Origin of the sequence: Erythrobacter sp. JK5, assembly GCF_018205975.1 — a bacterium.
In the GTDB taxonomy this organism is placed as follows: Bacteria; Pseudomonadota; Alphaproteobacteria; order Sphingomonadales; family Sphingomonadaceae; genus Erythrobacter.
Window position 1 is genome coordinate 1,407,256 of the sequence record NZ_CP073577.1, and the last position, 26,978, is coordinate 1,434,233.

The 26,978-nt window shown below is 59.9% G+C and carries 22 protein-coding genes and 1 pseudogene; 7 read left to right on the forward strand and 16 right to left on the reverse strand.

Annotated features, from left to right (window positions below):
- Positions 1-74 precede the first annotated feature (74 nt).
- The 12 genes and pseudogenes from KDC96_RS06860 to KDC96_RS16615 all read right to left on the reverse strand — a co-directional run bounded on the left by KDC96_RS06860 (position 75) and on the right by KDC96_RS16615 (position 13,887).
- The gene (locus tag KDC96_RS06860) at positions 75-1,304 is read right to left on the reverse strand and encodes a molybdopterin molybdotransferase MoeA (protein ID WP_212451746.1); all 1,230 of its coding nucleotides are present in this window, start codon (positions 1,302-1,304) and stop codon (positions 75-77) included.
- Positions 1,256-1,792, reverse strand: coding sequence for a molybdenum cofactor synthesis domain-containing protein (locus tag KDC96_RS06865; protein ID WP_212451748.1), 537 nt, complete (start codon positions 1,790-1,792; stop codon positions 1,256-1,258). Before KDC96_RS06865 ends, KDC96_RS06860 begins: the two co-directional genes overlap by 49 nt.
- Complete coding sequence (locus tag KDC96_RS06870; RefSeq protein ID WP_212451750.1) at positions 1,768-2,268, reverse strand: molybdenum cofactor biosynthesis protein MoaE; 501 nt, start codon at positions 2,266-2,268, stop codon at positions 1,768-1,770. Before KDC96_RS06870 ends, KDC96_RS06865 begins: the two co-directional genes overlap by 25 nt.
- Positions 2,265-2,525, reverse strand: a complete 261-nt coding sequence (locus tag KDC96_RS06875) for a MoaD/ThiS family protein (RefSeq protein ID WP_212451752.1) — start codon at positions 2,523-2,525, stop codon at positions 2,265-2,267. The genes KDC96_RS06870 and KDC96_RS06875 overlap by 4 nt, the downstream gene beginning before the upstream one ends.
- A 3-nt stretch (positions 2,526-2,528) precedes the next feature.
- Positions 2,529-3,557, reverse strand: coding sequence for a GTP 3',8-cyclase MoaA (gene moaA / locus KDC96_RS06880; RefSeq protein WP_249171960.1), 1,029 nt, complete (start codon positions 3,555-3,557; stop codon positions 2,529-2,531).
- Positions 3,554-4,366 (reverse strand): peptidylprolyl isomerase, encoded by an 813-nt coding sequence (locus tag KDC96_RS06885; RefSeq protein WP_212451753.1) that lies wholly within the window; start codon positions 4,364-4,366, stop codon positions 3,554-3,556. Before KDC96_RS06885 ends, moaA begins: the two co-directional genes overlap by 4 nt.
- Positions 4,359-5,060, reverse strand: a complete 702-nt coding sequence (gene narI, locus KDC96_RS06890; RefSeq protein ID WP_212451755.1) for a respiratory nitrate reductase subunit gamma — start codon at positions 5,058-5,060, stop codon at positions 4,359-4,361. The genes KDC96_RS06885 and narI overlap by 8 nt, the downstream gene beginning before the upstream one ends.
- 3 nt (positions 5,061-5,063) lie before the next feature.
- Positions 5,064-5,555 (reverse strand): annotated as a pseudogene (gene narJ, locus KDC96_RS06895) (nitrate reductase molybdenum cofactor assembly chaperone); the annotation flags it as partial.
- Positions 5,556-5,766: 211 nt separating this feature from the next.
- A complete protein-coding gene (gene narH, locus KDC96_RS06900) occupies positions 5,767-7,296 on the reverse strand; it encodes a nitrate reductase subunit beta (RefSeq protein ID WP_212451759.1) in 1,530 nt (509 codons plus the stop codon).
- A complete protein-coding gene (locus tag KDC96_RS06905; RefSeq protein ID WP_212451762.1) occupies positions 7,293-11,030 on the reverse strand; it encodes a nitrate reductase subunit alpha in 3,738 nt (1,245 codons plus the stop codon). The genes narH and KDC96_RS06905 overlap by 4 nt, the downstream gene beginning before the upstream one ends.
- Entirely contained in the window at positions 11,027-12,022 is a 996-nt protein-coding gene (locus KDC96_RS16610; protein ID WP_371815552.1) for an MFS transporter, read from the reverse strand. Before KDC96_RS16610 ends, KDC96_RS06905 begins: the two co-directional genes overlap by 4 nt.
- Positions 12,023-12,132: 110 nt before the next feature.
- Complete coding sequence (locus KDC96_RS16615; protein WP_212451764.1) at positions 12,133-13,887, reverse strand: nitrate/nitrite transporter; 1,755 nt, start codon at positions 13,885-13,887, stop codon at positions 12,133-12,135.
- Between the two features lie 103 nt (positions 13,888-13,990).
- Between KDC96_RS16615 and KDC96_RS06915 the strand changes: the two genes are divergently transcribed.
- On the forward strand, positions 13,991-14,686 hold the full coding sequence (locus KDC96_RS06915) for a helix-turn-helix domain-containing protein (RefSeq protein WP_212451766.1): 696 nt from the start codon (positions 13,991-13,993) through the stop codon (positions 14,684-14,686).
- Here KDC96_RS06915 and KDC96_RS06920 read toward each other — a convergent pair.
- A complete protein-coding gene (locus KDC96_RS06920; RefSeq protein ID WP_212451768.1) occupies positions 14,683-15,897 on the reverse strand; it encodes an alginate export family protein in 1,215 nt (404 codons plus the stop codon). The two genes, KDC96_RS06915 and KDC96_RS06920, sit on opposite strands and share 4 nt — an antisense overlap.
- A gap of 82 nt (positions 15,898-15,979) precedes the next feature.
- Here KDC96_RS06920 and KDC96_RS06925 point away from each other — a divergent pair, with 82 nt between their 5' ends.
- From KDC96_RS06925 to KDC96_RS06940, 4 genes are all read left to right on the forward strand, one after another.
- A complete protein-coding gene (locus KDC96_RS06925) occupies positions 15,980-16,450 on the forward strand; it encodes a hypothetical protein (protein WP_212451770.1) in 471 nt (156 codons plus the stop codon).
- A gap of 50 nt (positions 16,451-16,500) precedes the next feature.
- Entirely contained in the window at positions 16,501-17,112 is a 612-nt protein-coding gene (locus KDC96_RS06930) for a carbonic anhydrase (RefSeq protein WP_212451772.1), read from the forward strand.
- A gap of 113 nt (positions 17,113-17,225) precedes the next feature.
- Positions 17,226-17,942, forward strand: a complete 717-nt coding sequence (locus tag KDC96_RS06935; RefSeq protein ID WP_212451774.1) for a superoxide dismutase — start codon at positions 17,226-17,228, stop codon at positions 17,940-17,942.
- 119 nt (positions 17,943-18,061) lie between these two features.
- Positions 18,062-19,639: an acyl-CoA dehydrogenase family protein gene (locus KDC96_RS06940; protein WP_249171961.1), complete on the forward strand. Its 1,578-nt coding sequence runs from the start codon at positions 18,062-18,064 to the stop codon at positions 19,637-19,639.
- Between the two features lie 28 nt (positions 19,640-19,667).
- Here KDC96_RS06940 and ipdC read toward each other — a convergent pair whose 3' ends face one another.
- Positions 19,668-21,302 (reverse strand): indolepyruvate/phenylpyruvate decarboxylase, encoded by a 1,635-nt coding sequence (ipdC, locus tag KDC96_RS06945; RefSeq protein ID WP_212451778.1) that lies wholly within the window; start codon positions 21,300-21,302, stop codon positions 19,668-19,670.
- Positions 21,303-21,635: 333 nt separating this feature from the next.
- Here ipdC and KDC96_RS06950 point away from each other — a divergent pair, with 333 nt between their 5' ends.
- Both KDC96_RS06950 and KDC96_RS06955 read left to right on the forward strand, forming a co-directional pair.
- Positions 21,636-23,657, forward strand: coding sequence for a ribonucleoside triphosphate reductase (locus KDC96_RS06950; RefSeq protein WP_249171962.1), 2,022 nt, complete (start codon positions 21,636-21,638; stop codon positions 23,655-23,657).
- A gap of 1 nt (position 23,658) precedes the next feature.
- Positions 23,659-24,396, forward strand: coding sequence for an anaerobic ribonucleoside-triphosphate reductase activating protein (locus KDC96_RS06955; RefSeq protein ID WP_256439043.1), 738 nt, complete (start codon positions 23,659-23,661; stop codon positions 24,394-24,396).
- Positions 24,397-24,479: 83 nt separating this feature from the next.
- On the opposite strand, the gene KDC96_RS06960 is transcribed toward KDC96_RS06955, so the two are convergent.
- Complete coding sequence (locus tag KDC96_RS06960; protein ID WP_212451785.1) at positions 24,480-25,682, reverse strand: tyrosine-type recombinase/integrase; 1,203 nt, start codon at positions 25,680-25,682, stop codon at positions 24,480-24,482.
- Positions 25,679-26,968 (reverse strand): site-specific integrase, encoded by a 1,290-nt coding sequence (locus KDC96_RS06965; RefSeq protein WP_249171963.1) that lies wholly within the window; start codon positions 26,966-26,968, stop codon positions 25,679-25,681. Before KDC96_RS06965 ends, KDC96_RS06960 begins: the two co-directional genes overlap by 4 nt.
- Between the last annotated feature and the right edge of the window lie 10 nt (positions 26,969-26,978).

Genomic DNA, 26,978 nt, shown 5'->3' on the forward strand with positions numbered 1-26,978 from the left:
CCCTGCCATGCACGATGCCGCTCCATAGTCCTTGTTGTCACCACTGCCATGCTCCTAAGGCCATCAAACTAAGGCTAGAACTCGGTAGCGACTATAATATCGCCCGATGCGCGGGCTGAACCTCCGGGCGTGCAGCGTATAAGCCAATCCGCTCGAGCGAGCGCGGCCTGAGCGCCGCTTTCCTGATTGCTGAGTGGGCGCAATCCGCGTTCACCCCAAGAGGCGCGAACGAAGGTTTCACGGCTGCCCGTTTCGGGTATCGTCCCTTCAAGCGGCAACTCCCGCCAGCGTAAGACCTGGCCGATTGCCTGGCCCTGCAGCTTCGCAAGCAGTGGCACCAGGAACAACCGCGCAGTGACCATGGCGGATGTCGGATTACCGGGAAGCCCGAGCACCCACTTGCCCTTTGCCCTTCCCAGCCACACAGGCTTTCCGGGTTTCATCGCGACTTTGGCGAACAGCACTTCGAGGCCGTGAGGCGCAAACATGGGCTTGGCAAAATCGCGCTCACCCACCGAAGCGCCGCCGGTCACGATCACGACATCGGCCAGGCCCAGCACCTTACCGGCAAGTCGCTCAAGCGCAGGTAAGGCGTCCTCACCGATCGCCCGATCGACAATCTTCGCCCCAGCCTGCTCAGCCATGGCTGCAACGCCGAGCGTCACGCTTTCGGGAATGGCATCGGCGCGGAGGTGCCCCTCACCGGGAGGCGCAAGTTCGTCTCCGGTGCCTATGATGGCGACCTTCGGCTGCGCATGAACCTGCACCGTCGCCTGGTCTGCAGCGGCCGCTGCGATCATTGCACGAGGTGACAATCGTGTTCCTGCTTTCAGCAGGATGTCACCCGCCGCAAAGTCGCTGCCAGCCTGGCGCACATGCCAACCGGGGCCATAGCCCTCGGTAAAGCGCACCATTCCGCCCTCGCGCTCAGCATATTCCTGCATTATGCAGCGGTCAGTGCCCTTTGGCATCGGAGCGCCAGTAAAGATGCGCGCGGCCTCACCCGGCCCAACCTCTCCCGAGAAGCTCGATCCCGCACGGCTTTCGCCAACCACCCTGATCGGCTCGTCCGGGGATGTCGAAGCGTCCAGAACCGCGAATCCATCCATTGCCGCAACTGCCATGCGCGGCGCGGCACTGCGAGCTGTTACCGACTTGGCAAGCACGCGCCCGGTTGCGCAGGCAAGCGCGACCTCCTCTATCGCCAGAGGTCTGACTTCGGCTTCAAGCCGAGCAAGCGCCTCATCAACCGTAATCAAGCGCAGACATCCCGCAATCGCGGCAACGCGCCCGCGATTGAGCATGGCTTGTGACGGCTGTCGAATTCCAGTTCAAGCAAGCCATCCCAGGCATCCCGGCAGGCTCCGGGTGAACCGGGCACGCAGAAGATGAAAGCATCCCCCGCCTGTCCTGCAAATGCGCGCGACTGCATGGTTGCGACGCCAACGCTTTGCATGCTCTTCTGGTGAAAGGCCACCGAGAAGCCATCCATTTCGCGTTTGAGGAGTGGCTTGACAGCTTCCGGCGTATGATCGCGCGGCGAAAACCCAGTCCCGCCGGTGGTCAGGATGATCTCGATTTCGGGGTTTTCGAGCCACTCGCGCAGGCAAACGCGAATATCCTCGATCTCGTCCTTCACGATATCGCGCGCAATGAGCTTGTGCCCCGCCGATTGCATGCGCTCGACGAGCAAGGCGCCTGAGGTGTCGGTCTCGAATGTACGAGTGTCGGAGATCGTGAGAACGGCGACACCCAACGGATAGAAGGTCAGCATTTCATCGATTCCCGGCATAATTCCTCACCTGCGCGCCTATCCCAGCGTGCGTTGTCCAATTGGTCCTGATCGGTCGGTTCGATCCAGCTTGATCCACTCTCACACTCTTCGCGTTTCCAGAACACGGCCTCGGTCTTCAGCCGGTCCATCATGTAATCGGCAGCTTCGAAGGCGGCGCGCCGATGCGCAGACGCCGTGGCGACAAAGACGATCGGTTCGCCTGGAAATATCCTTCCTGCTCGATGGACAACATGGCTTCTTGAGATTGGAAAATGCGTATGGGCATCTTCGGCAATGGCCCGCATCGAAGCCAAAGTCACACCGCGATACTTCTCCAGAATGAGAGCTTCAATGTCGCCGCCATCCTTTGCCCGCGAACGCGCACGACCAGTGAAGCTCACCACTGCGCCTTCGTCGTCGAGCTCGCTTGAAAACTGAGCGAGCAGCGCGGCAGGATCGAACTCCCGCTCATGCAATTCGACCATCATGCTCATCCACCGGACACCGGAGGAAAGATCGCCACGACATCGCCGGGCCTCACGACCGTATCGACGGGAACGATGGTTTCATTGATACAGGCCCGGATCCGTCCTTTGGCCAGACTATCTTGAAGGAGCGGAAAGGTGCTGCCCAGACTCGCCAGGAGATCAGGCACGTGAAGCCCCGTGGCTGGTAGCGGGATGTCGACAGTCGGACCGCATGGATCGGCCAGTCGGCCGCAGAGTTCGACGCTGATCGTGACTTCAGCCATCCCTTATCCCCCTATCGATGCCAGGTGCGGTGTCGCGCCGCTATTCCCCTCATGCAAACGATGAGCGGATGCCTTGGCTCCAACCAGCGCCCGAATGCGCTGGGCCAAGTCCGTTTCTGAATCCCCTGCCAACAGCGGTCGCAGATCGAAACCGCCATCCCCAAACAGGCAGAGATGCAATCTACCGTCGGATGACAATCGCAGGCGATTGCAGCTTGCGCAGAAATCTTTCGAATAGGGGGCGATGATCCCGATGCGGCCCTTGGCCTCTGGATGGCCGAACTCTACGGCCGGGCCTGCACCGACCTCGCGAGGCAGCCGCTGCCATCCGACAGCTTCCAGCCGGTCGATGACGCTCTGCCCCGCGACATGGCGCTCGTCGAAGAAGGAAGCGTTGTCGTTCGTTCGCATCACTTCGATGAAACGCAGCGAAAGATCGCGGACGGCAACGAAATCGACCATCGCCTCTAGCTCATCATCATTCACTCCGCGCATAAGCACCGCATTGAGCTTGATGCTCTCAAACCCTGCAGCTTCGGCTGCATCGATACCGCGCATCACCTCGGTAAGCCGGTCATGACCGGTGATGGCCGAGAAGCGGGCGGGATCGAGCGAATCCACGCTGATATTGATCGCGCTCACACCGCAATCGCGCCATGCTTGCGCACGCTGGGCGAGACGGTAACCGTTTGTGGTCATTGCAATTTTGCGGATCCCCGGCACTTGCGAAACCGTACGGACGACGTCTTCGAAATCGCGCCGCAAGGTCGGTTCCCCGCCCGTCAGGCGGACTTTCCAGAGGCCGAGCTGTGCAAAGGCGGTGACAGCTCTGCGAATCTCCTCAACCGACAACTCGATCGGCTTATTGCACGGCTTCTTGTATCCCTCCGGGAGGCAATAGGTGCAGCGAAAGTTGCAGACGTCGGTCAGCGAAAGGCGCAGATATTCGAAGCGCCGCCCGATACTATCGCTCAGCTGCGTCGAGCCGCCAGTCGCCAAAGGCAGAACATCTCGGATGCGATGATCGTTCACTGAACCAGCGGACCTTCTGCCGCAGCGAGATTGACGCCTTCGATCTCGGTCTCACTGGCAAGGATCGAAAGATACTGGGACATGGCCTTGCGGTAGCTGGCTTCCTCGAGGTAGTTGCGGATCGATTGCTCGACCACTTCGAACGGCAATTGCCTGCCCTCGGCGCGGCGCCCAGCACGGATTACATGCACACCATAGGGTGACTTTACCGGTTCGCGGCAAAGCTCGCCTTCCACCAACCCGAACAGCGCCTGCTCGAACTCTGCGACCGTCTGGCCCTTCCCGATTTGGCCGAGATTGCCGCCCTGTTCTTTCGAAGGACAGGCAGATTTGGCCTTGGCCAACTCGCCGAAGCTGGCTGGATTGGCTTCGAGCTCGCGAATAGTCATACGGGCATCGCCAACGGCTAGACTGTAATTGAAAGTGTCCTCCGGGCTGGCGGAGAAGAGGATATGCTCCGCTTCGATCAAGGTCTCGCTGCAGAAGCGGTCGGTGTGGTTTTCATAGAAGCGCCTTGCTTCCTCTGCGGTTGCGTTCGGCACCATGACATTCTCGACCAGGAGAGCGTCGATCCGGGCATCGTCCTCGACCAGTTTGCGGCCTTCGACATCGGTACACTCACCGGCGACGATCTCTTGCCGGTCCGCTTCCGCGAGCAGGAGCTGGCGGACAGCGAGCGCCCGCGCCGCTTCCTGCCAGGCTTCCTCTGCGTCCGGGGCCGGATGGTTCTGTACCTCGGCGGCGATGGCGGCGGCGGGAATTTCGACCCCGCCGACGACCACTTTGGGATGCTCCATGACGTCAGCCATGGCTCAGGCTCTTGCGCGAACGCACGACTTGATAACCACCACGCCACAAATAGCGCACCGGAGCCGATAGCATGTGCACCAAGCGGGTGAATGGAAACAGCACGAAGATCGTGAGCCCCAGAAACAGGTGCAATTTGAAGATGATATGGACATCGGCAATATAGCTCGCCGCATCACCCTGGAAGGTGAAGATGCCCTGCGCCCAGTTCATGAACTTGACCATTTCATGGCCGTCGAGATGACCTGCCGAAAGCGGGATGGTCGCAAGACCCAGCGCCAACTGGACCCAGAGGATCAGGATGATCATGTTGTCGCTGAAATTCGACGCCGCACGGACGCGGGGGTCGAAGAAGCGGCGATGGATCAGCAACGTGGCGCCAATGATCGCTGCGACGCCGGCAATTCCGCCGGCGACAATCGCCAGCAACTGCTTGGCTCCGTGGCTGATACCCAGAGCATCGAACAGCGCGATCGGGGTCAGCAGGCCAACCAGGTGCCCAACAAAGATAAACAGCACCCCGACATGGAACAGGACCGATCCAACCATCAGCTGCTTGCGGCGCAGCAGCTGGCTGGAACCCGAACGCCATGTATAGGGCTCCCGGTCGAAGCGAATGATTGAGCCGATCGTGAGTATGGCGAGCGCGATATAGGGATAAATCCCGTAAAGCAGGTGGTGGATGAAGTCTTCCATGGCTCAGCTCCTTGCCGAGGATTGAGTAGCTGGGGTTTCGCGCATCCGATCGAGCATCTGGCCGACCTTCGGACACGCCGCATTGGGATCGGGGACCGCTTCAGCCCCGAAGCGGATTTCCTCTTCTTCCCACTGCGCATCTAGCTCCTCGAGGCTTTCCGGATCTTCCGCCGGGGGAAGCGCGCTCTTCGCCTCTTCGTCCATCTCGACCCCGGCAATGTCGCACAGCAGGGCGAACAGCGGAGCATAGTCGGACCCCTTATCTGCCAGCCGCGCGGCCAGCGCGACCAGCACCACCCCCGGTTCCGCCAGCATGTCACGCGCGGCCTCATCTGGCAGGGTCGAACAATAATCGAGAAACAGCGGCAAGTAATCGGGCAGTTCATTGCCGGTCGGCTCGAGCCCTGCGGCGAGGTACCGCTCGCGCAGGTCGACCATGGCCTGGCCGCGATCGCGGCTTTCACCGTGAACATGTTCGAACAGATGCAAGCTGTGCGCCCGCCCCGATCGAACAGTTCGACATAGGCCTCTTGCGCATCATAGATGTCACTCGTGGCAAGCCGGGTGAGGAGCGGATTCAGAGCCTCGACGGATTTGGCCTCAAGCGAGCGGTCATCATTGAGCCGCTGACGGATTTCGCCTGACACTGACTGCAAGTCCTTGCTCGGATATTGCAGCAGTAGAGAAAGCAAATGGAGCGATTTCATCAGAATACCTCCGTCGGAGTCTGGAGTTTCTTGCGGGCGGGAGGAGCGCCGAACAGGTTCGTTTCGCCGCTGCCACCGGAGCAACCGTTACCAAAGGAAAAGCCGCACGAGCCGCGCTCGTCGAACATGTCTTCGGCATCTTCGCGGTGACCGGTGGGGATGACGAAGCGGTCTTCATAGTCCGCCAGCGCCATCACCTTGTACATCTCCTCGATTTGCTCGCCGGTGAGGCCGACATCGGTTGCGATGGTCTCATTGTGGACACCCTCGACCGATTTCGCCCTCATATATCCCCGCATCGCAAGCATGCGTTCGAGGCACACCGCAATCGGTTCTTCGTCTCCTGCGGTCAGCAGGTTGGCGAGATATTTGAGCGGGATTCGCAAGGATCGAATATCGGGCATGTTGTTGTTGACCGATATTTGCCCGGCATTGGCGGCAGCACTGATGGGTGACAGCGGCGGCACATACCAGACCATCGGCAGCGTGCGATATTCCGGGTGGAGCGGGAAGGCGACCTTCCATTCCATCGCCATCTTGTAGACGGGCGAATTGCGCGCCGCTTCCAGCCAGGCTTCAGGCACGCCATCCTTGCGCGCCTGCTCTATCACCTCGGGATCGTTGGGATCGAGGAAGATATCGAGTTGAGCCTGATACAGATCCTCGACATTCTCTGACGAGGCGGCCTCTTTGATCCGATCCGCATCATAGAGCATGACGCCGAGATAGCGGATGCGGCCGACGCAGGTTTCACTGCAAACCGTCGGTTGGCCCGCTTCGATGCGCGGATAGCAGAAGATGCACTTCTCGCTCTTGCCGGTTTTCCAGTTGTAGTAGATCTTCTTGTACGGGCAGCCCGACACGCACATGCGCCAGCCGCGGCAGGCTTCCTGGTCGATCAGGACGATGCCGTCCTCCTCGCGCTTGTAGATCGCGCCCGAGGGACAGGCAGCTACGCAGGTCGGGTTGAGACAGTGCTCACACAGCCTCGGCAGATACATCATGAAGGTGTTTTCGAACTGGCCGTAAATCTCCTTCTGGACCCCTTCGAAGTTGTAATCTTCGGAGCGCTTGGAGAATTCGCCGCCGAGGATTTCCTCCCAATTGGGACCCCACTCGATCTTCTCCATCCGCTCGCCCGAAATCAGGCTGCGCGGACGCGCCGTCGGAAACGCTTTGCTCTCGCCTGCCTTCTGCAGATGCGCGTAATCGAAGGTGAAGGGTTCGTAGTAGTCGTCGATTTCGGGCAGGTCCGGGTTGGCAAAGATCTTCGCCAGAACCCGCCACTTGCCGCCCATCTTGGGCCGGATCGAACCGCCGGGCGTGCGGACCCAGCCACCATTCCAGCGCTTCTGGTTTTCCCAGTCCTTGGGATAGCCGATGCCCGGCTTGGTCTCGACATTGTTGAACCAGGCATATTCCATGCCTTCGCGGCTGGTCCACACGTTCTTGCAGGTGACCGAGCAGGTGTGGCAACCGATGCACTTGTCGAGATTGAGGACTTTGCCGATTTGCGCGCGGATCTTCATGCTGCGGTCTCCCCTTCAGGAAGCGCTTCTTCGAGCCAGTCGACCTTCTGAAGCTTACGGACAATCACGTATTCGTCGCGGTTCGACCCGACCGTGCCGTAATAGTTGAAGCCATAACTCTGCTGAACGTAGCCACCGATCATGTGGGTTGGCTTGAGCACCGCGCGGGTCACCGAATTGTGAATGCCGCCGCGCTGGCCAGTCAGCGGCGATCCCGGGACATTCGTGATCTTCTCTTGCGCATGGTACATAAAGAGCGTGCCCTCCTTCATGCGCTGCGACACCACCACGCGGGCAACCAGCGCTCCGTTGGCGTTGAAGGTTTCGACCCAGTCATTGTCGACGAGACCCGCCTTCGCAGCATCAACCTCGCTCATCCACACGATCGGCCCGCCGCGCGAGAGCGTCAGCATCAACAGATTGTCGGTGTAGGTCGAGTGGATGCCCCATTTCTGGTGCGGCGTGATGAAATTGAGCACCACGTGCGGTGCGTTCTTCGCTTCATCGAGCATCGGCTTGACCGCCTTGGTGTCGATCGGTGGGCGATAGAGACAGAACCCTTCGCCAAACGCACGCATCCACTTGTGATCCTGATAAAGCTGCTGCCTCCCGGTCAGCGTCCGCCAAGGAATCAATTCGTGGACGTTGGTATATCCCGCGTTGTAACAGACATGCTCGCTTTCGAGCCCCGACCATGTGGGCGAAGAAATGATCTTTCTCGGCTGGGCCTGAATGTCGCGGAAGCGGATTTTCTCCTCTTCCTTGGGCAGCGCCAGATGCTCGTGATCGCGGCCCGTTTTCTTGCCGAGATCGCCCCACGCCTTGACCGCAACCTCGCCATTGGTCTCGGGTGCCAGCATCAGGATAACTTCGGCGGCGTCGATCGCGCTTTCGATTTGCGGCATGCCCTTGGTCGGGCCTTCTTCCAGCACTCTTCCATTGAGATTGCGTAAGTTCTCCACTTCATGCTCGGTATTCCAGCCGATACCCTTGCCGCCATTGCCAAGCTTGTCCATCAACGGACCAAGCGCGGTAAACCGCTTGTACAGGTTGGGATAATCCCGCTCGACCACCGCGATATTGGCCATGGTCTTGCCCGGAATAGGCTCGACTTCGCCTTTGCCCCAATCGGCCACGTCATAGGGCTGCGCGATTTCGTTGGGACTGTCGTGTTGGATCGGAGTCATCACAACGTCTTGCTCGACCCCGAGTACCTCGGGCGCAATTTCGGAGAACTTTTTTGCGATCCCCTTGTAGATATCCCAGTCGCTGCGCGACTCCCACACCGGGTCGACAGCCGCCGACAGCGGGTGGATGAACGGGTGCATGTCGGACGTGTTGAGATCGTCCTTCTCGTACCAGCTCGCGGTCGGCAGCACGATGTCCGAATAGACACAAGTGGTCGACATGCGGAAGTCGAGCGTAACGAGCAGGTCGAGCTTCCCTTGCGGCGCATCGTCGTGCCACTTCACTTCCTTGGGCTTCTGGCCACCGATCTCTCCCAAGTCCTTGCCCTGCACGCCATGCGCGGTGCCAAGCAGGTGCTTGAGAAAATACTCGTGGCCCTTGCCCGAAGACCCGAGAAGGTTGGAGCGCCACACGAACATGTTGCGCGGCCAGTTGGCTGGATCGTCCGGATCGAAACAGGACATTTCCAGCTCACCCGATTTCAGCTGCTCCGCCACATAGTCCTTGGCGTCCTTGCCAGAAGCCTTAGCCGCCTTGCCCACTTCTAGCGGATTGGTCTTGAGTTGCGGCGCACTGGGAAGCCAGCCCATCCGTTCGGACCGCGCATTGTAATCAATCAGGCTTGCGTCCCAATCTCCCTCGGGCGCAGTCGGTGAAAGGATCTCGTCCACATCGAGTGTTTCGTAGCGCCACTGATCGGTATGCGCATAGAAGAAGCTGGTCGAGTTCATGTGGCGCGGAGGCCGGTTCCAGTCGAGCGCGAAGGCAAGCGCCGTCCAGCCGGTTTGCGGGCGTAGCTTTTCCTGGCCAACATAATGCGACCAGCCGCCGCCCGACTGGCCCACGCAGCCGCACATCACCAACATGTTGATGATGCCGCGATAATTCATGTCCATGTGGTACCAGTGGTTCAGACCAGCTCCGACAATGACCATCGATTTACCCTTGGTCACTTCGGCGTTGCTCGCGAATTCGCGGGCAATTGTGATGATCTGTTCTGCAGGCACACCGGTAATCTTCTCGGCCCAGGCCGGGGTATATGGGACCATCTCGGCGTAATCCCGCGCAACATGGTCTCCGCCAAGACCCCGATCGAGCCCATAGTTGGCGCAAAACAGGTCGAAGACGGTCGCAACGAAAGACTTGCCTTCCTTGAGCTGGAGCTGGCGCGCAGGCACCCTGCGATTGAGCACACTGGGATGATCGGTCCCTTCGAAATGATCGTGTTCGCGATTGCCGAAATAGGGGAAGGAGACCTCGACCACCTCATCGTGCTGGCCTTCAAGGATGTTGGTCATGCGAAGCACAGTATCGTTGCCGCGCCCGTCCTTCTCCTCCAGGTTCCATTTGCCCTCTTCGCCCCAGCGGAAACCAGCCGAACCATTGGGCACGACGACTTCTTCGGTGGCCTCGTCGATTGCCACCGTTTTCCATTCGGGATTGTTGTCTTCCTCAAGATCCTCGAGGAAATCGGCAGCCCGCAAGAGCCGTTCAGGCACGTAAGCACCGTCTTTTTCGACCAAACGCACAAGCATGGGGAAGTCGGAATACTTGCGGCAATAATCCTCGAAATACTCTGCCTGACGGTCGAGATGATACTCGCGCAGGATGACATGGCCCATCGCCATGGCGAGCGCGGCGTCGGTCCCTTGCTTGGGATTGAGCCAGAGGTCAGCGAATTTGGTCGCCTCGGCATAGTCGGGGCTGACCACGGCAACCTTGGTGCCCCGATAGCGCGCCTCGGTCATGAAGTGGGCATCGGGCGTGCGTGTTTGCGGCACGTTGGAGCCCCACATCATCAGGAAACCCGAATTGTACCAATCGGCGCTTTCCGGAACGTCGGTCTGCTCACCCCAGGTCTGAGGGCTGGCGGGTGGCAGATCGCAGTACCAATCGTAGAAGCTCATGCAGGTGCCGCCGAGCAGCGAGAGATAGCGCGAACCGGCCGCATAGCTCACCATCGACATCGCGGGGATGGGCGAGAACCCAATCACCCGGTCGGGGCCATAGGTCTTGGCGGTGTAGGCGTTGGCCGCGGCGATGATCTCGTTGACCTCATCCCAGGTCGAACGCACGAAACCGCCATGGCCGCGTATTGCGGTGTAGCTTTTGCGCTTGGCCGGGTCCTCGACGATCGAGGCCCATGCAGCCACTGGGGTCCTCACCACACGCGCTTCGCGCCACAGTCTGACCAGCCGCGAGCGGATCATCGGATATTTCAGCCGCTGGGCCGAATAGATGTACCAGCTGTAACTTGCACCGCGCGGGCACCCACGAGGCTCGTGGTTCGGCAGGTCGGGCCGCGTACGCGGATAATCCGTCTGCTGCGTTTCCCAAGTGATGATCCCGCCCTTGACGTAAATCTTCCAGCTGCAGGACCCTGTGCAATTCACGCCGTGGGTCGAACGCACGATCTTGTCGTGCTGCCAGCGCTTGCGATAGCTGTCTTCCCAATCACGGTTTTCGTTAGTGGTCACCCCGTGACCGGCGGAAAAGGCCACTTTCTTCTGGTTGAAGAAGGTCAGGCGGTCGAGAAGCTTGCTCATGCGGTTGCTCCCTTGAGCTGGGCTGGTGATTCAACCGGGGTTGGCGCCCGGCCGCGTTCGATGTCGTGCAGCAGGCCGCCCCGGCGGGTGTAGGCCCACCAGGTCAGTGCAGCGCAGCTGGCGTAGAAGATGAGGAAGCTCCACAAGGCGGCCATCGGCGAACCGGTAGCTGCAATCGCACTGCCGAAGCTCTTCGGGATAAAGAAGGCCCCGTAGGCGGCGATGGCCGAAGTGAAGCCCACGATCGCTGCCGACTCCTTCTCGGCCTGACGGACCCGCGCCGTCTCATCCAGATGGGGCATCAGGCGTGGCACTTCTTGGCGCATGATGTTGGGAATCATCTGGAAGGTCGAAGCATTGCCGACACCCGTCATGAAGAACATGAAGATGAAAGCGCCAAGGAAACCCCACCAGTTTGCCGCTTCGAGGAAGTACACCACCCCGAGCACGCCCAGCATCATCAGCACAAAGACCCAAAAGGTTACTCGCGCACCGCCCCATTTGTCCGATACCCAACCGGTCGCAGCACGGCTAAGCGCACCCACAAGCGGCCCGAGGAAGACGAACTGGAGCACATCCACGTCCGGGAACTGGTGTTTGGCGAGCAGCGGCAGGCCAGCGGAGAAACCGATGAAGCTGCCGAAAGTCCCGGTGTAGAGCCAGCACATCAGCCAATTGTGCTTGCGCTGGAAAATCACCGACTGTTCCGAAAAGCTGGCCTTTGCATCGGCGATGTCGTTCATCCCGAACCATGCCAGCAGCGTGGACACCATGATGAACGGCACCCAGATGAAGCCGGCATTCTGAAGCCACAACTGACCGCCTTCTGCCGTTTGCTGCGGTTCTCCGCCCAGCGCGCCGAAGACGCTGGCGACAATCACCAGCGGCACGAGAAACTGCATCACCGATACGCCCAGATTCCCCAGCCCGGCATTGAGCGCCAAAGCGTTGCCCTTCTGTGCCTTCGGGAAGAAGAAGCTTATGTTCGACATGGAGGAGGCGAAGTTGCCACCACCAAAGCCGCACAGCAGGGCGAGAACGAGGAAGATGATATAGGGCGTGTCTGGGTTCTGAACCGCATAGCCTATCCCGAATGCCGGGATCAGGAGCGACGCGGTCGACAGAGTGGTCCACAGGCGCCCCCGAATATCGGCACGACAAAGCTGTAAAAGATCCGCAAGGTCGCGCCGGAAAGGCCCGGCAATGCCGCCAGCCAGAACAACTGATCGGTGGTATAGTCGAAGCCTATCGAGGGCAGCTTCGCGACCACCATCGACCACACCATCCAGACCGAGAAGGCCAGCAGCAGGGCGGGAATCGAGATGTAGAGATTGCGCCGCGCAATCTTCTCGCCCGTTTGCTCCCAGAAACCGGGATCCTCAGGTTTCCACTCGGTCAGCACCTTGCTGGGAGTAGCGACAGCTTGCTTCTCCTCATCGTGCAGCTCTGCCATTTCCGGGAATTCGGGCAGCGATCGCGTATCGATCCCGCTGGCCTTCTGCTCCATCTGCCGGATGGCGATATGCATCCATGCGAGCGCAACGCCCACTAGGGCAAACAGGACCATGAAACAGCTGGTCCAGATGCCGGTCAGGTCACTGACCGCGCCGAACACGATCGGCAGAATAAAGCCGCCGAGCCCGCCGACCAGGCCCACGAGACCGCCCACCGATCCAACGTGGCCGGGATAGTAGACCGGAATGTGCTTGTAGACCGCCGCCTTGCCGAGCGACATGAAGAAGCCCAGCACGAATACAGTGATGACAAAAGGCACCAGGTTCATGGAGGTGGAGAACGTGATGTCGCCTTCGATCCCGTGGATGACGTAATCGGTCGCGGGATAGGACAGCATAAACAGGCAGATCAGCGAGACGCCGAAGGTGGCGTACATGATCTTGCGCGCGCCATACTTATCCGAGAGCACGCCTCCATAGGCGCGGAACACGCTGGCCGAGAGCGAGAAGGTCGCAGCGAGCATACCCGCCAGCTTCACGTCGATACCGTAGAGGCCAACCATGTAATTGGGCAGCCAGAGCGCGAGCGCCACGAAGGCACCGAAAACGAAGAAATAGTAGAGCGAGAAGCGCCACACCTGCTCATTGCGCAGCGGTTCGAGCTGTTCGAGCAGGCCTTTTGCCTTCACCCCGCTAGTCTTGCGGGCCGCGAACTCGGGATCGTCCTTGGCAAAAAGGTAGAACAGGACGGCTACGATCGCCAAGGCTCCCGCCCAGACCTGAGCCACGCCCTGCCAGCCGATCGCCACCATAACCCACGGCGCAAGAAACTTGGTCACCGCCGCACCGACATTGCCCATGCCGAAGAAGCCGAGCGCCGAACCTTGCTTCTCAAGCGGGTAGAACTTGGCGACGTAAGCAACGCCAACGGCAAAGCCGCCACCCGCCAAGCCTAGACCTAGCGCCGCCAGCAGCATCATGAGATAACTGTCAGTGTAGGACAGCAAGAAGGTCGATGCCGCCGAGGCGAGCATAGTGATCGGGAATACGATCCGACCGCCGTGCTGGTCGGTCCACACCCCAAGCAAGAGACGGCTGAGCGAACCGGTAAGGATCGGCGTTCCGACCAGCAATCCGAACTGCGTATCGGTCAGGCCCAGCTCCGCCTTGATTTCGATCCCGACGATCGCGAAGATCGTCCAGACAGCGAAGCAGATCGTGAAGGCAAACGTGCTTAGGCCCAGTGCCCTGTTTTGCTCACCGCTCGTCGCGATTTCCTGACCTTGCATGGTTCGATCCCTGTTTTGGCATTTTGGACGGAACTGCAATTGCTCGAGGTCGGTCGTGGCTCTTTGACCAAAATCAAATTGGCAAGCGCTGGCCGGAGAATCTCTTCTCGACATGACGAGACGCAATGGTGCCGCCGAAATAGATCATGCATTTACTTGATAATGATCAAGTGAAAGGCTAACTCGGCGAATTCAACGAGTTGGAGCTTCGACATTCATGAGAATCGGCGAGAAGCCTGAAATCGCACGGCTTCCGCTGTTTCGGGACATGGCCGAAGCGCAGCGGGATACGATCCTTGCGGGGGCCTATCTCCAGGTTTTTCCTCCACAGCTCACGCTCTTCGAAAAGGGACAGGATGCGGACTTCCTGCATGTGCTGGTCGATGGGCTGGTGGAACTGTTCGTGGAAGGTGCCGGGCGCGATACGACCATGCGGATCGTGGAACCCGTCGAAAGCTATATTCTCGCTGCCGTCGTAACCGACACTCCCTATCTGATGTCTGCGCGCACGCTTACCTCTTCTCGCATCCTGCTCGTTCCTGCGTTAGGACTGCGCGAAGCCGTTCGGCATGATGCCGCCTTGATGCAGGCGACCATGCATCAACTGGCACATGGCTATCGCGATCTCGTCCGCGCGCTCACGGATATGAAGGTGCGGCAGTCGGCCGAGCGGCTGGGCAATCACTTGCTCGAAAAATCCGCCCGGCAAAGCGGGCAGTGGGAGTTCGAGCTCAAGGGAGAGAAGCGCCTGCTCGCCTCGCTGCTCGGCATGACGCCCGAAAACCTCTCGCGCGCTTTTGGCACGCTCAGAAAACATGGCGTATCGCTCGATGGTTCAAGGGTGAGGATCGAGGACCGCGAAAGCCTCAAGCGTTATGCACGGCCCGATCCGGTACCGCCTGACCTGCGCTAGAAACTGACCTGGACTTGCAACCAACCTTTTGTGGTATCAACGCTGAACGCGTCCGCTTCGTAATGCGCCAACTTTGCTAGAACGGTCAGGTTCTTTTTTATCGGATATACCACAAGCAGGTCCACTTCGCGTCCGTAGGACAGGTCAATCTCCGTAGCGTCGAAATCGTGCACGGTACCGCGCAACAACAACCCCTTGAGGGGTGATCCGTCGCCGAAGCGATAGCTCACGTCGCCATAGAAATCGCGCAGCCCGGTCGGCGGCGTGGCGAGGAACTTGTCGGCCCAGCCGTTGAAAGCGTGCAAGGTTGCCAACGGTGTCTGCAGCCCGGTCGAACCGTTGCCTTCCAGTCGCTCCAGGCCGACCTTGGCGGTGAAACCACCGGTCGAAACCCCTGGCTCGAGCAAGAGGTAGTCGAGCGAAAAATTGCCCGGATTCGGCCCCAGATCGCGCTGGTTGGCGTATTCGGCAGCGTACAGGATTTTCGTACTGCCGCTCACCGGTTGCGCGCCCGCTAGGCGCAGACCCAGCGTTTGCGAGCTGGCCGCAGGCGCATCGGGAATATCGAGGAAATAGCCATAGGCAGAAACCGTACCGACTGACGGAATGGCGTAGCTGGCATTGACGGCGTGGATATCGTTGTCACGCCAGACTCCGTTGGGAGAATCCGGTCCAAATATCCGGTTGACTCGCCATGCATGGAAGTACTGGATCGAAGCTCCTTCGACCGGTTTCAGATTCAGTTGTACCAAGTCGAATGTCTGGTCGTTCTGGCGCCAGTCGACCGAACCGACCCAGCGCTGATTGTCGAGGTTGACCTTTTGCCGCCCGACGACCGCTTCGATCGCCGGATCGGGTCGCCACCGTACGAACGCACGGTTGAGCAACACGTCGGAAGGATCGGCGACGACCGGAAACTGCGCGAGGCCATTGACCGTGTCGTTGAAGTCGTCTGGCCCGATCCGGACCACGGCCTCGCCTTCGACCAGCGCGCTCAGGCCGTTCCATTCGTCGGTCTCGACCCCGCCCCTGATCCTGAGTGTCGAAGCGGTCGCATCTTCAGGCAGGTTTGCCTGTTCGACCACTTCGAGCCGGTACCTCAAATCGAGATAGGGCTCGAACGGCAGATCATTGCCGTCATCTGCAAGGGCGACTGTCGGCGTCAGCATCGCCAGCGAGGCAGCCGAAAGGCTGAGAAGGTGCGTTTTCATGCCGCCCGAATAGACTCGCAGGCCGAGATGTATTTGATGCTGATCAAAGTTGTGCAGGCGATAATGGTTAGAAGGCAAGGCCATGATCTTCGACGACTTCACCATTGCTCGCGTGCTGCATGTCGCCTCCATTGTCGGCTGGATCGGCGGCGTCTGGTTCGTCACATTCGTGGTGATGCCGGCCATACGGAAGACCGAGGCGCCTGAGAACCGGTTGAAAGCCTTTCACCGTATCGAGCAGGGCTTCTCCGCGCAGGCCAAGGCGTGGGTCCTGCTGGCTGGCACCTCAGGGTTCTGGATGACGTGGCGCGGTAACTTGTGGGGGCGTTTTGCCGAGCAGGGTTACTGGTGGCTGCACGCGATGCTCGCCTTGTGGCTGGCGTTCTTTGTGATGCTGTTCATTGCCGAACCGCTGTTTTTGCACAGACGGATGGCGCACTCGCAAACACCCGAACGTGATTTTCGCTTGATGGTTCGGGTGCATCAGGTCCTTTCAGTCGTCGCCCTCCTAACGACGCTGGGTGCAATGGCCGGCGCCCATGGAATACTCTGAATGGGACGACACAAGAGCCGCCAGCGAACACCGAAGGATGATCAGATCAATTGGAAGAGGTACCTCAACTCACACCCGAAGAAGCTCTCGAGCTCTTGAAGGAGGGCAATAGGCGCTTTCTCGACGACTCGACCTATGAGCCGACAATGGACCGCATGCGGCGGCTCGAGCTTGCGGCGGCGCAGCGCCCCTTTGCAGCTTATCTGAGCTGCTCGGATTCGCGCGTCCCGCCCGAACTGTTGTTCGAGCGCGGATTGGGTGAACTCTTCATCATCCGTAATGCGGGCAACACTTTGTGCACAACGGCACTCGGCAGCCTCGAATTCGCGGTCACGAACCTCAATGTGCCGCTCATCGTGGTGATGGGGCACGAGGCCTGCGGCGCAATCAACGCCGCAGTGTCGCTTGCAAGGGGCAAGGCAAGCTTCTCCGGCAACATCTCCAAGGTTCTGCAATCGCTTCTCCCAGCCGTGCTCGAGACAGATCCTTGGGCAGATCACATCGTTGACGCCGCCGCGATCAGCAATGTCCGGCGCGTGGTGAGAGAGCTACGAGAGGAGGCATCACCCGCATTGCTGGCGCCACAACGCCAGGGCACGCTCAAGGTGGTCGGTGCCTTCTATCATCTCGACAGCGGCAAGGTTAATTTCCTTGAGGACTGAGACGGGATCGAAATCGCTTTGATCTGAGACAATGACACGGAAACGAGATATTCCGAAAATCGCCGGATGGGACCATTCGGCCGTTGAGTGAGTGAAGTCGGGAGTCTGACTCTATGAGCAATCTAACCAGACGCGAGGCGATAGGAACGACAGCGATCGGAGCGGCGGGGCTTGCGCTATCGGCAACCGCTTCAAGCGCCGGCGCGCAGGAACCGCAGCCCATCGCTGCCATTGCCGGAAAGCACATCCCCAAGCCCTTGCGGTTCGATCCGGCGAAGCTATCCGGCCTTTCCGAGCGCCTGATAACCTCACATTGGGAGAACAACTACCAAGGTTCGGTCCGAGGTCTAAACACCATCGAAAAGCGCCTCGCCGCCGCGATGGCGGACCCGGACTATCCAACCGTCGCCTATGCCGGAATGAAGCGCGAGGAGCTACACCGTACGGGATCTATGGTGCTTCATGAACTCTACTTCGACGGGCTTGGCGGGGACGGAAATCCGGGCGGCCCGATCTTCGAGGCGCTGGACAGCTGGTTTGGCAGCTATGAAGACTGGGAGGCCGAATTCCGCCGCACCGCCATGTCGCTGGCGGGCGGATCGGGCTGGTGCATCCTCACGTGGAACGCACACACGCGCTCATTGCACAACTACTGGGCGTGGGATCACATGCACGGCGCGGCAGCGGGCGTACCGTTGATTGCGCTCGATATGTATGAACATTCCTATCACATGGACTACGGCACCGCTGCCGCGCGCTATGTCGACGCCTTCATGGCCAATCTCGACTGGGAAGTGATAGACGCGCGGTACCAGGCGGCCACGACCTGACCAGAGTTTCTCGCGCCGGTCTCCGACCATTCGAAGGGCGCGTGCTAGCATTGAGCTTTAAAGGAGCCACCGAACTTATGGAGTTGCGCCACCCCGCTAAGGGGTCCGAGACCCACGAGGTGACCAATCAGCCTCCACCTCTCGTAGGCTTCAATCGGTTCCGCTCGGATCGGGCGCTGCAAGAGGCTGTGATCCGGTCCGGAGCGGGCAGCCACGTCGATCGGCTCGATGGTTTTGGCGAGAAGACAGGCTCGAACGAGGTCATCGGCTGGGGCGAGGATGCGAATCAGAATTGCCCTAGGCTCGAGACTCATGACCGCTTCGGTCACCGGATCGACGAAGTCCGGTTCCATCCTTCCTATCATCAATTGATGTCGTTGGGACTCGACGAGGGAGTGGCGGCGGTCGCCTGGGATGGAACAGAGGCAGGGCAGACGCTTCACGCCGCGTTGAGCTTTCTGGTCGGCCAGGCCGAGGCTGGCACCGGTTGCCCGATGACGATGACCTATGCCGCTGTCGCGGCGCTCGGCCTCGATCGTGACATTGGCAGTTTCTGGATACCCCGGATCACGGCATCGCGCTACGATCCGGCGGTCAGGCCTGCACCGGAGAAGGCGGGCGTCACGATCGGCATGGCCATGACCGAAAAGCAAGGCGGCTCGGACGTCCGTGCGAACACCACCAGAGCTCAGGCGGGAGACGGAGCATACCGGCTCACCGGGCACAAGTGGTTCTGTTCAGCACCGATGTGCGACGCCTTTCTGACATTGGCCTACACCGAAGCGGGATTAACCTGTTTCCTGGTTCCCAAGTGGACACCGGTTGGCGAACGCAATGCCGGTTTTCGCATCATGCGCCTTAAGAACAAGCTGGGTGATCTCTCGAATGCCTCCTCGGAGATCGAATATCACGATGCTTATGCGGAGCGGGTTGGAGAGGAGGGGCGCGGGGTGGCAACGATCATCCAGATGGTTCAGCATACCCGTCTGGACTGCATTGTCGGCTCTGCTGCTACTATGCGCGCCGCGCTGGCCGAGGCCATATGGCACACCAGCCATCGCACGGCGTTCCAGCGCAATCTGGCGGACCAGCCCGCGATGGCCGCTGTCCTTGCAGACCTTGCCGTGGAGAGCGAAGCGGCCACATCGCTTGCGTTCCGTGTCGCAGCCGCATTCGACCGTAAGGAACCGCTGGCCCGTCTGCTGACACCGATCGCCAAATACTGGGTCTGCAAACGCGCGCCGGGCATGGTGTACGAAGCGATGGAATGCCTTGGTGGTGGCGGCTATGTCGAGGACGGACCGATGCCGCGCCTTTTCCGGCAATCACCCCTAAACGCAATCTGGGAAGGCTCGGGCAACGTCATCGCGCTTGATGTCTTGCGAGCGATAACGCGCGAACCCGACTCGCTCGAATCTTTGCGGGAGTTTCTCGCAGAGGCACGCGGCAAACACCCCTTATACGACAACTGGATCGAGTCGCTCGATTTCAGCGATAGCGGTGAGCACCGCGCACGCAATATGGTCGAAAGGTTGGCGCTAGCAGCGCAGGCTGCGGCGCTGATTTGCGCTGAAAGCCCGATTGCCGAGGCATTTTGCCGGTTACGCCTTGTGAGCCCATCGCTGGCCTATGGCGGCTCGGACGCGGTTATCGACTCACGTGACATTATCGAGCGGGCAAAGCCAGCAATCGGCTGACGCAACAAGGCGCGATGGCCCGCGGCCGCTATTCATTCGCCAGCGCCGAAATCCGCCTCATGGCTTGCGTAAAGCGTTGCAGTGCATCAGACGTGCTGCCACGCGGCAGCATCGCTTCGATCAGGTAGAAGCCGTCCTCTTCTTCGACCGCTCTCTTCAGCGCCTCGGCGAGTTGGGAGCAGGCCTCAACCCGCTCTCCTTTCCCACCAAGCGATTGCGCCAAGTCTGCATAGTGAAAATCGGCGAGGTCGGTGTAAGCATCAGCTGCGGCAAAACTCCGGAGCATCCCCCAGCCCTGATTGTTGAGGACGATCACGATCGGTGACCATCCATAGCGTTGGCAGTTTCCGAGTTCCCAGCCGGTCATCTGGAATGCGCCATCCCCGACGAGCACGATCGGACGGCGGCCTGTGACAGCGTTGATGGCAAGCCCCGCGGGGACGCCTGTTCCCATCGAAGCATAGTATCCAGGCGCAACCAATTCGGTATCGGCGACTTCCAGGCCTATGAACAGGCAGTCTCCGACATCGGCGGCAATCGGCATGGGCCCATGAGTTTCGAACAGGTCGTTGATGCCGATGGCGATATGCGACGGTGCCAGCGGCGTCGCGTCATCGGGCAACCCAACCGCGTAGGATGCACCGCTCGCCGACTTGGCCGCTCCGATCGGCTCGGCGATTTCGGTCAACGCGTCGATCAGCGCTTCGAGTGTGACGTCCGGATAGATGTGATGAGCGAACACCACGGTGCGATCAAGCGCGCGGATCGATGCTCGCATATCGATCTCGCGTCCGGAAACGCCAAAATTCGTGTCGCAAACAATCACTCCGAGCATCAACAGGCAGTCCGCGCCTTCTATCGCTTCGGCGACGCCCGAGTTCCCGGCGGAGCCAAGATAGGTGCCGAGCAAAGGCAATTCCTCGCCTGCAAACAGCCCCCTGCCCATGAAGCTTGTTGCAACCGGAATGCACAAGGTCCGACATAGCTCGGCGATCCTGTCTTCGAGGTCGTATCGGCGCGCTTCAACGCCAACGAGGATTGCAGGGGACTCAGCCGCTCGGAGTTTGCCGATGATTTCGCGGGCGCAGGCGCGCGCACTATCAAGGTCAGGGGGCGGCAGATGCATTGAAGGCACTGAGGCGCATGGCATGTCGACGAGATCGCGAGGGAACTCGATATAGACCGGTCGCGACAGACTGATGGCGGTGTCGAGCACTCTTGCGATCCCTTGATGTGCGATCGCCGGGTCATCGAGAATGCATTGGGCACAGGTCAATTCTCGGAAGACTTCGAATTGGGAGTTCAGGCTCTTGACCTGATGGTGCAGGCCGAGCCCCAAGACCCCCTCCTGCGCGCCGGACGCTCCCGAAATGACCACCAGGGGCGATTTCTCGGCATAGGCCTGAGCCACGGCGTTCACCATGTTGAGAGCACCGGCACCGTAGGTGACAGCCGCAACGCCCAAACTGCTCCCGATCCGGCTGGCGGCATCCGCCGCATAGCCGACCGAGGGTTCGTGGCTCAGCGTGTGCAAGGGCAGAATGTCGGTCTCGGAGATGGCGCGGAAGAAGGGCAGGACAAAATCACCCGGAATTCCGAAAACCCGGTCCGCTCCGCGATCCTTGAGCGCCTTGAGCAAGGCCGTCGCCAGTGTCTCCGACAATCCGTTTCTCCGCAGGTCCAAGATGCGCGCCCGAAGCGCGAGGCATCGTCACATGTGCCGCGCGGATAGGTCAGCGATACGGCTGAGGCTTTGACCGAAGTCAAGAATGCGATCCTACCATGAGGGGCGTCACCCGGGCCTGATCTGGGGATCGCATGACTGTTCCTTGATGCCGCGAAACTCGCCCGAAACGCTCCATCGAGAAAATTTCATCGGTTTGACATTTATCAATCCAATCTTCCTATCTTGTGCCTAGGATTCCATAACTAACACTACATGTTGTGTCTAAGCCGCTCGCCAAGAGCTGGCTCGGATCAGGGAGAGAATGGAACCATGACGCTGAAACTGAAGAACGAAAGTGCTTGCGAAGCGCTTGCAGCGAATGATCGTTCGTATGGCCAAGTAGGCATTCGTGACGCACTCCGGGGTGGCCGCGAAATCAACTGCTCCGAAACCGTCGGTGAGTATATCTCGGGTGCCGACTGGCGGATCAAGGCCAACGCCAATGTCGGCTATTCGCACGCCGGCCTCATCAGCAACGTCGCGGGCAAGGTGATCGCCAATTTCTGGCTCGACGAGGTCTACGCGCCCGAGGAGGGCCTGGCGCACCGGCAGGGTGACATCCATATCCACGATCTCGACTGCCTGACCGGGTATTGCGCGGGGTGGTCGCTGCGCGCGCTGCTGAACGATGGGTTCAACGGTGTCGCCGGGCGCGTCTCGTCTCGCCCGCCACGCCATTTCCGCGAAGCGCTCGGCCAGATGAGCAACTTCCTCGGCATCCTGCAATCGGAATGGGCCGGCGCGCAGGCGTTTTCGAGTTTCGACACCTATCTGGCGCCCTACGTCTTCTACGATAATCTGACATTCGCTGAAGTGAAAAAGGCGATCCGGCAGTTCGTTTACAACCTCAATGTGCCGGCGCGCTGGGGTCAATCTCCGTTCACGAACATTACGCTCGACATCGCGGTGCCCGAAGACTTGCGCAGTCTCTATCCGACCTATCGGGACCTCCATCTTTTCGCCGGGATCGAGAATGACGTCCTGCTTGCCCGGGCACAGGCACGGGACATGGGATTGCGATCGCTGAAAGACATGACCTTCTCCCACTTCGCTGCGGAGATGGAGCTGATCAATCTCGCCTATTATGAAGTGATGACCGAAGGCGACGCGACCGGCCAACCCTTTACCTTCCCGATCCCAACCGTGAACATCACCGAGGATTTCGACTGGGACAGCAAGGTAGCCACCGCGATCTTCGAGAACGCGGCGAGGGTCGGGTCCTCCTATTTCCAGAACTTCATCGGCAGCCAGTATATCCGCGATCCGGAGACCGGGGAGCGACACCCCAACCCCGAAGCCTACTCGCCGGGCGCAGTGCGATCCATGTGCTGCCGCCTCCAGCTCGATCTGCGCGAACTGTTGAAACGCGGAAACGGCCTGTTCGGCTCGGCTGAAATGACCGGTTCGCTCGGCGTCGTTACCATCAACATGGCTGCGCTTGGCTATCGCTTCAAAGGCGATCTACCAGCCCTGATGGATGAGCTCGACCGGTTGATGGATATCGCGAAGTCAACGCTCGAGAAGAAGCGCGCTTTCGTCCAGCAGATGTACGATCGCGGATTGTACCCGTTCACCGCCCGTTACCTGCCGTTCCTGCGCAACCACTTTTCGACCATCGGGGTCAACGGGATGAACGAAATGGTGCGCAACTTCACCGGGGACGCCTCTGATCTAACCGAGCCGGACGGGATTCAGATGGCGCTGGATATCCTCGACCATATGCGTGCCAAGCTGGTCGGGTATCAGGAACTGACCGGCAATCTGTACAATCTCGAAGCCACTCCTGCAGAGGGCACCACCTATCGCTTTGCCAAGGAAGACCGAAAGCGGTTCCCCGACATCCTCCAGGCCGGCTGTGAGGAGAACATCTACTATACCAATTCGTCGCAGATCCCGGTCGATCACACCGACGATCCGTTCGAAGCCCTCGAGCTGCAGAATGACCTGCAATGCAAATATACCGGCGGTACGGTGCTTCATCTTTACATGAGCGAGAAACTGTCGAGTGCCGATGCCGCGCGCAACTTCCTGAAGAAGGTGCTGACCAATTATCGCGTGCCCTACGTCACGCTGACACCGGTCTTCTCGGTCTGCGACACGCATGGCTATCTACAGGGCGAGCAACCGGAATGCCCCGAATGCGGTGAAAGGACCAAGGTCTGGACCCGGGTGATGGGATACTTCCGACCGGTGGACAGCTTCAACAAAGGCAAGAGCGGCGAACACCGCGAGCGCCGCCATTTCACCGAGGATGCCGCGATGGTCGGCGACCTCTTTGCATCACCGCACTGAGATGGAATCGGTTGCAACATTGCCGGAGGGCAAACGGCACGTCGAAAGGCGTGCCACCGCCCCGTTTCACGGGCTGACCCCATTCACGATGCTGGATTTTCCGGACCGGGTCGCCTGTATCATCTGGGTTGCAGGCTGCAACATGCGTTGCGGATACTGCCACAACCCACAGATCGTGCTCGGACAGGGCAGCATGAGCGAGGAAAAGATTTTTGCGTTTCTCACCAGACGTCGGAGGTTGCTCGATGGCGTTGTGCTTTCCGGCGGGGAGGCGACGAGTTGGCGCGGGCTGTTCGATTTCGCGATGAAGGTCAAAGCGATGGGATTTGCCCTCAAGCTCGACACCAACGGCCTGCGTCCCGATGTGGTCGCCCGATTGCTCGAAGCGCGATTGCTCGACCGGATCGCGCTCGATTATAAGGCGCCGCCTTCCAAGTTTCAGCGTGTGACCGGCGTCAAAGCCTGGTCGCGCTTTTCATCGACGTTGGACATGCTGTGCGGCCAGAACGCGGTCCCCTTCGAGGTGCGCACGACCGTACACAGCGACTTGCTTGACGAAGAGGACGTGCTCACCATCGCCAGCGACCTTGCCGGTCGTGGCTATCGCAGTACCTATGCAATTCAGCAAGCGGTCTCCGGCGAAGTTCGGTCAACGCTTGGCGACCTTCCGGAAAACAAGCTCTCGATCAACCAGCTGAGGATGTCGGCGGAAAGCCAGATCACGCTTCGATTTCGTTAGCCGGCCCGAGTGACTTGAGAGGGAGCAATATGGTTTACTTCTACGCAGCTAAAGTATTCAAAGCGACTTCAGTCTGACTTTACCTAGGCGTGTCCAAGCCTGTCTTCGATCGCATCGCCTACCTGCTGAACCGCTTCCAACAAATGACCGTCATCGAGGTGGGCATATCGGGCCGTGGTCTGAACATTGGCATGGCCAAGCAGACGCCCGATCATTGGCAGCGTTTCCTTGTTCATCGCGGCATGGCTGGCAAAGGTATGGCGCAGGTCGTGGATACGAACGCCGGGTAGTCCTGCTTCGTCTCTGAGCCGGCGCCAGAACCCGTTCACGCAGCGAAGCGGCTTGCGGTAGCTGTAGTTCCAAAACAGGTACGGAATCCTCTCGAAGCGGGGGAGCGCGGCGATCACTTCACGGGCTGCCGAGCCGAGCCAAACCGTTCGTGGTCCGGTTTTGCTGTCGCGCAAGTGCAGGCGGTTACACTTGATGTCGGTCCATTCGAGCGTGAGGATTTCGCTCTTGCGACAGCCGGTCAGCAACAGGAGCGTGATGGCTGCACCCGCGCACTGCTTCGTGCGGTCGTCCGATGATCGAAGCTTCGCCAGTTCGGTTCCCAAGCGAGCGAGTTCTTCGTTCGTAAGGAAGCGCTCGCACTGGCGCTTGCGGTTGGGCCGCACGGAACGGCACGGATTGGTGTTTTCGAGCCGGTAGCCCCACTCTTCCGCCTTGTTCAGCATGTGCTTTAGGATTTCAAAGGTCCGGTTCGATGCTCCCGGCCCTGTCCGATTGTTGAGGTCCGCAAACCAGCTTGTGACATGACCCTCGTTCAGCTCGTCGATGTAGATACCGGTGAAGGCGTCATCGAGATAGCGGCGGCGATAGCCGGTGTGGGTTTCCAGGGTCGATGCCTTCCAGCGTGGTGCCCAGCGTTCACAATACTCGGTCAAGAAGTCGGCGAAGCTCGGCGCTGACCGGATGCGCTGGCGCTCAGTCGCCGGATCGCGACCGACCTGCGCGTAGGCAATAACCCGGCGCGCGACCATCTGGGCCTGGTAGCGAGTCAGGACCGATGCAGGCCCGATTGTCACGGTGCGCATACGGCCTGCCATGCGGGTCTGGACGATGTAGACGTTGCGACCGCTCGGATAGTGGCGAATGCCAAAGCCGTGCTCGACTCCGAGCCATGTTGTAGTGCGCGCCCTGCCTTTGGGAACGAGCTTGAAGTTGACAGTGGCACCGACTTCGGCAAGCGCTTGCTCGACGATCTTCTTGAGGCTGGCGGCGGTCATGGCCTGAGACCAATAGCTTGCGCCAGCGAGCCAGAAACTCGCTCGGCGGCTTCGCCGATCACGTCATCGGACAGGTGGGCATATTTGGCGGTCGTCTCGACCAGCTTGTGGCCCAGCAGCTTACCAATGGTCGATAGGGGAACGTTGCCCATGATCGCGGTCGAAGCGAAGCTGTGCCGCAGGTCGTGGATGCGGACGTCTGGCAATGCGCAACGACGCCGGAAGACGAACCACCACTGATCGAAGTTCAGCGGGCGTTTTCCAGTGCGGTTCGGAAAAACGAGATCGCTGTCATTGCGCCTCTCGATTCCCGAAAAAACGTCCTGCGCCTGTGAATTAAGCCAGATCACCTTGGGACCAGTCTTGCTGTCTGGCAGCACGAGCCGTGGCGGTTTCACCCACTCCCAGCGCAGGTTCTTGATCTCGCCAACGCGCGCGCCAGTGAACAAGAGCAAGCGAGCGATTGCGACCTCTGCTGGTCGGTCTGCCTCGGCCTCACGCAATGCCGCCCCGATCCGGCGATACTCGACTGGCGTCAAATAGCGTTCGACGCTTTGCCGCTTGTAGCGCGGCATGCCTCGGCAGGGGTTCGAACCTGGCCGACGCATCTTGAGCGCCTCGGCATATTTGAACAGCGCGGACAACACGGGCACGGCGCGATTGAACTTCACCTCGCTCTCTCCCGCGCATCCATCGCGCCAGCGGTGGATGTCAGGAGGGAGGATGTCCGCTACGCGCATGTCGCCAAACGTAGGTTTGATGGTGAGCCGCCACGCGCCCCAGTTCCGCTTGGTAGTCGATGGCTTCCAGACGCGCGAAAGATCGTCCCAATATGTCTCGACGAAATCGGTCATCGTCGGGGTGGCTTTGACCACTACGCGTTGGGGCAATCCGTCGAGCGCGGCTTCGGCAAGGAAGCGGCGAGCCTGCGCCCTCGCCAGCCCCGCCTCAAGTTCGTCGGCCCGGCCAAGGGTGATGCGCCGATGCTTCCCGCGGTGGCGCAAGCGAACGAACCAGAAGTAGTTCCCGCTCGGCCTTACGCGGAGCCCAAAGCCTGCAAGCTCGGTGTCCCAGATGCAGTATTCGCGCTCGCGCAGCGGCAGCTTGCGGCGGGCAAAATTGCCATCGAGAAGCGCTCTGCGCGCAGACCTTCGACGTTTGGGGACCATATGGCATTCGCCCTCATGCAAACTGCCCCCAGAACCCTTGGAAATACTGTCATTTGCGGGGACCGGGCGGCATTCAACAGCGCCCTCTCTGTCGAGCACTTTGAGCGTTTCGCGCACTGATTTTATT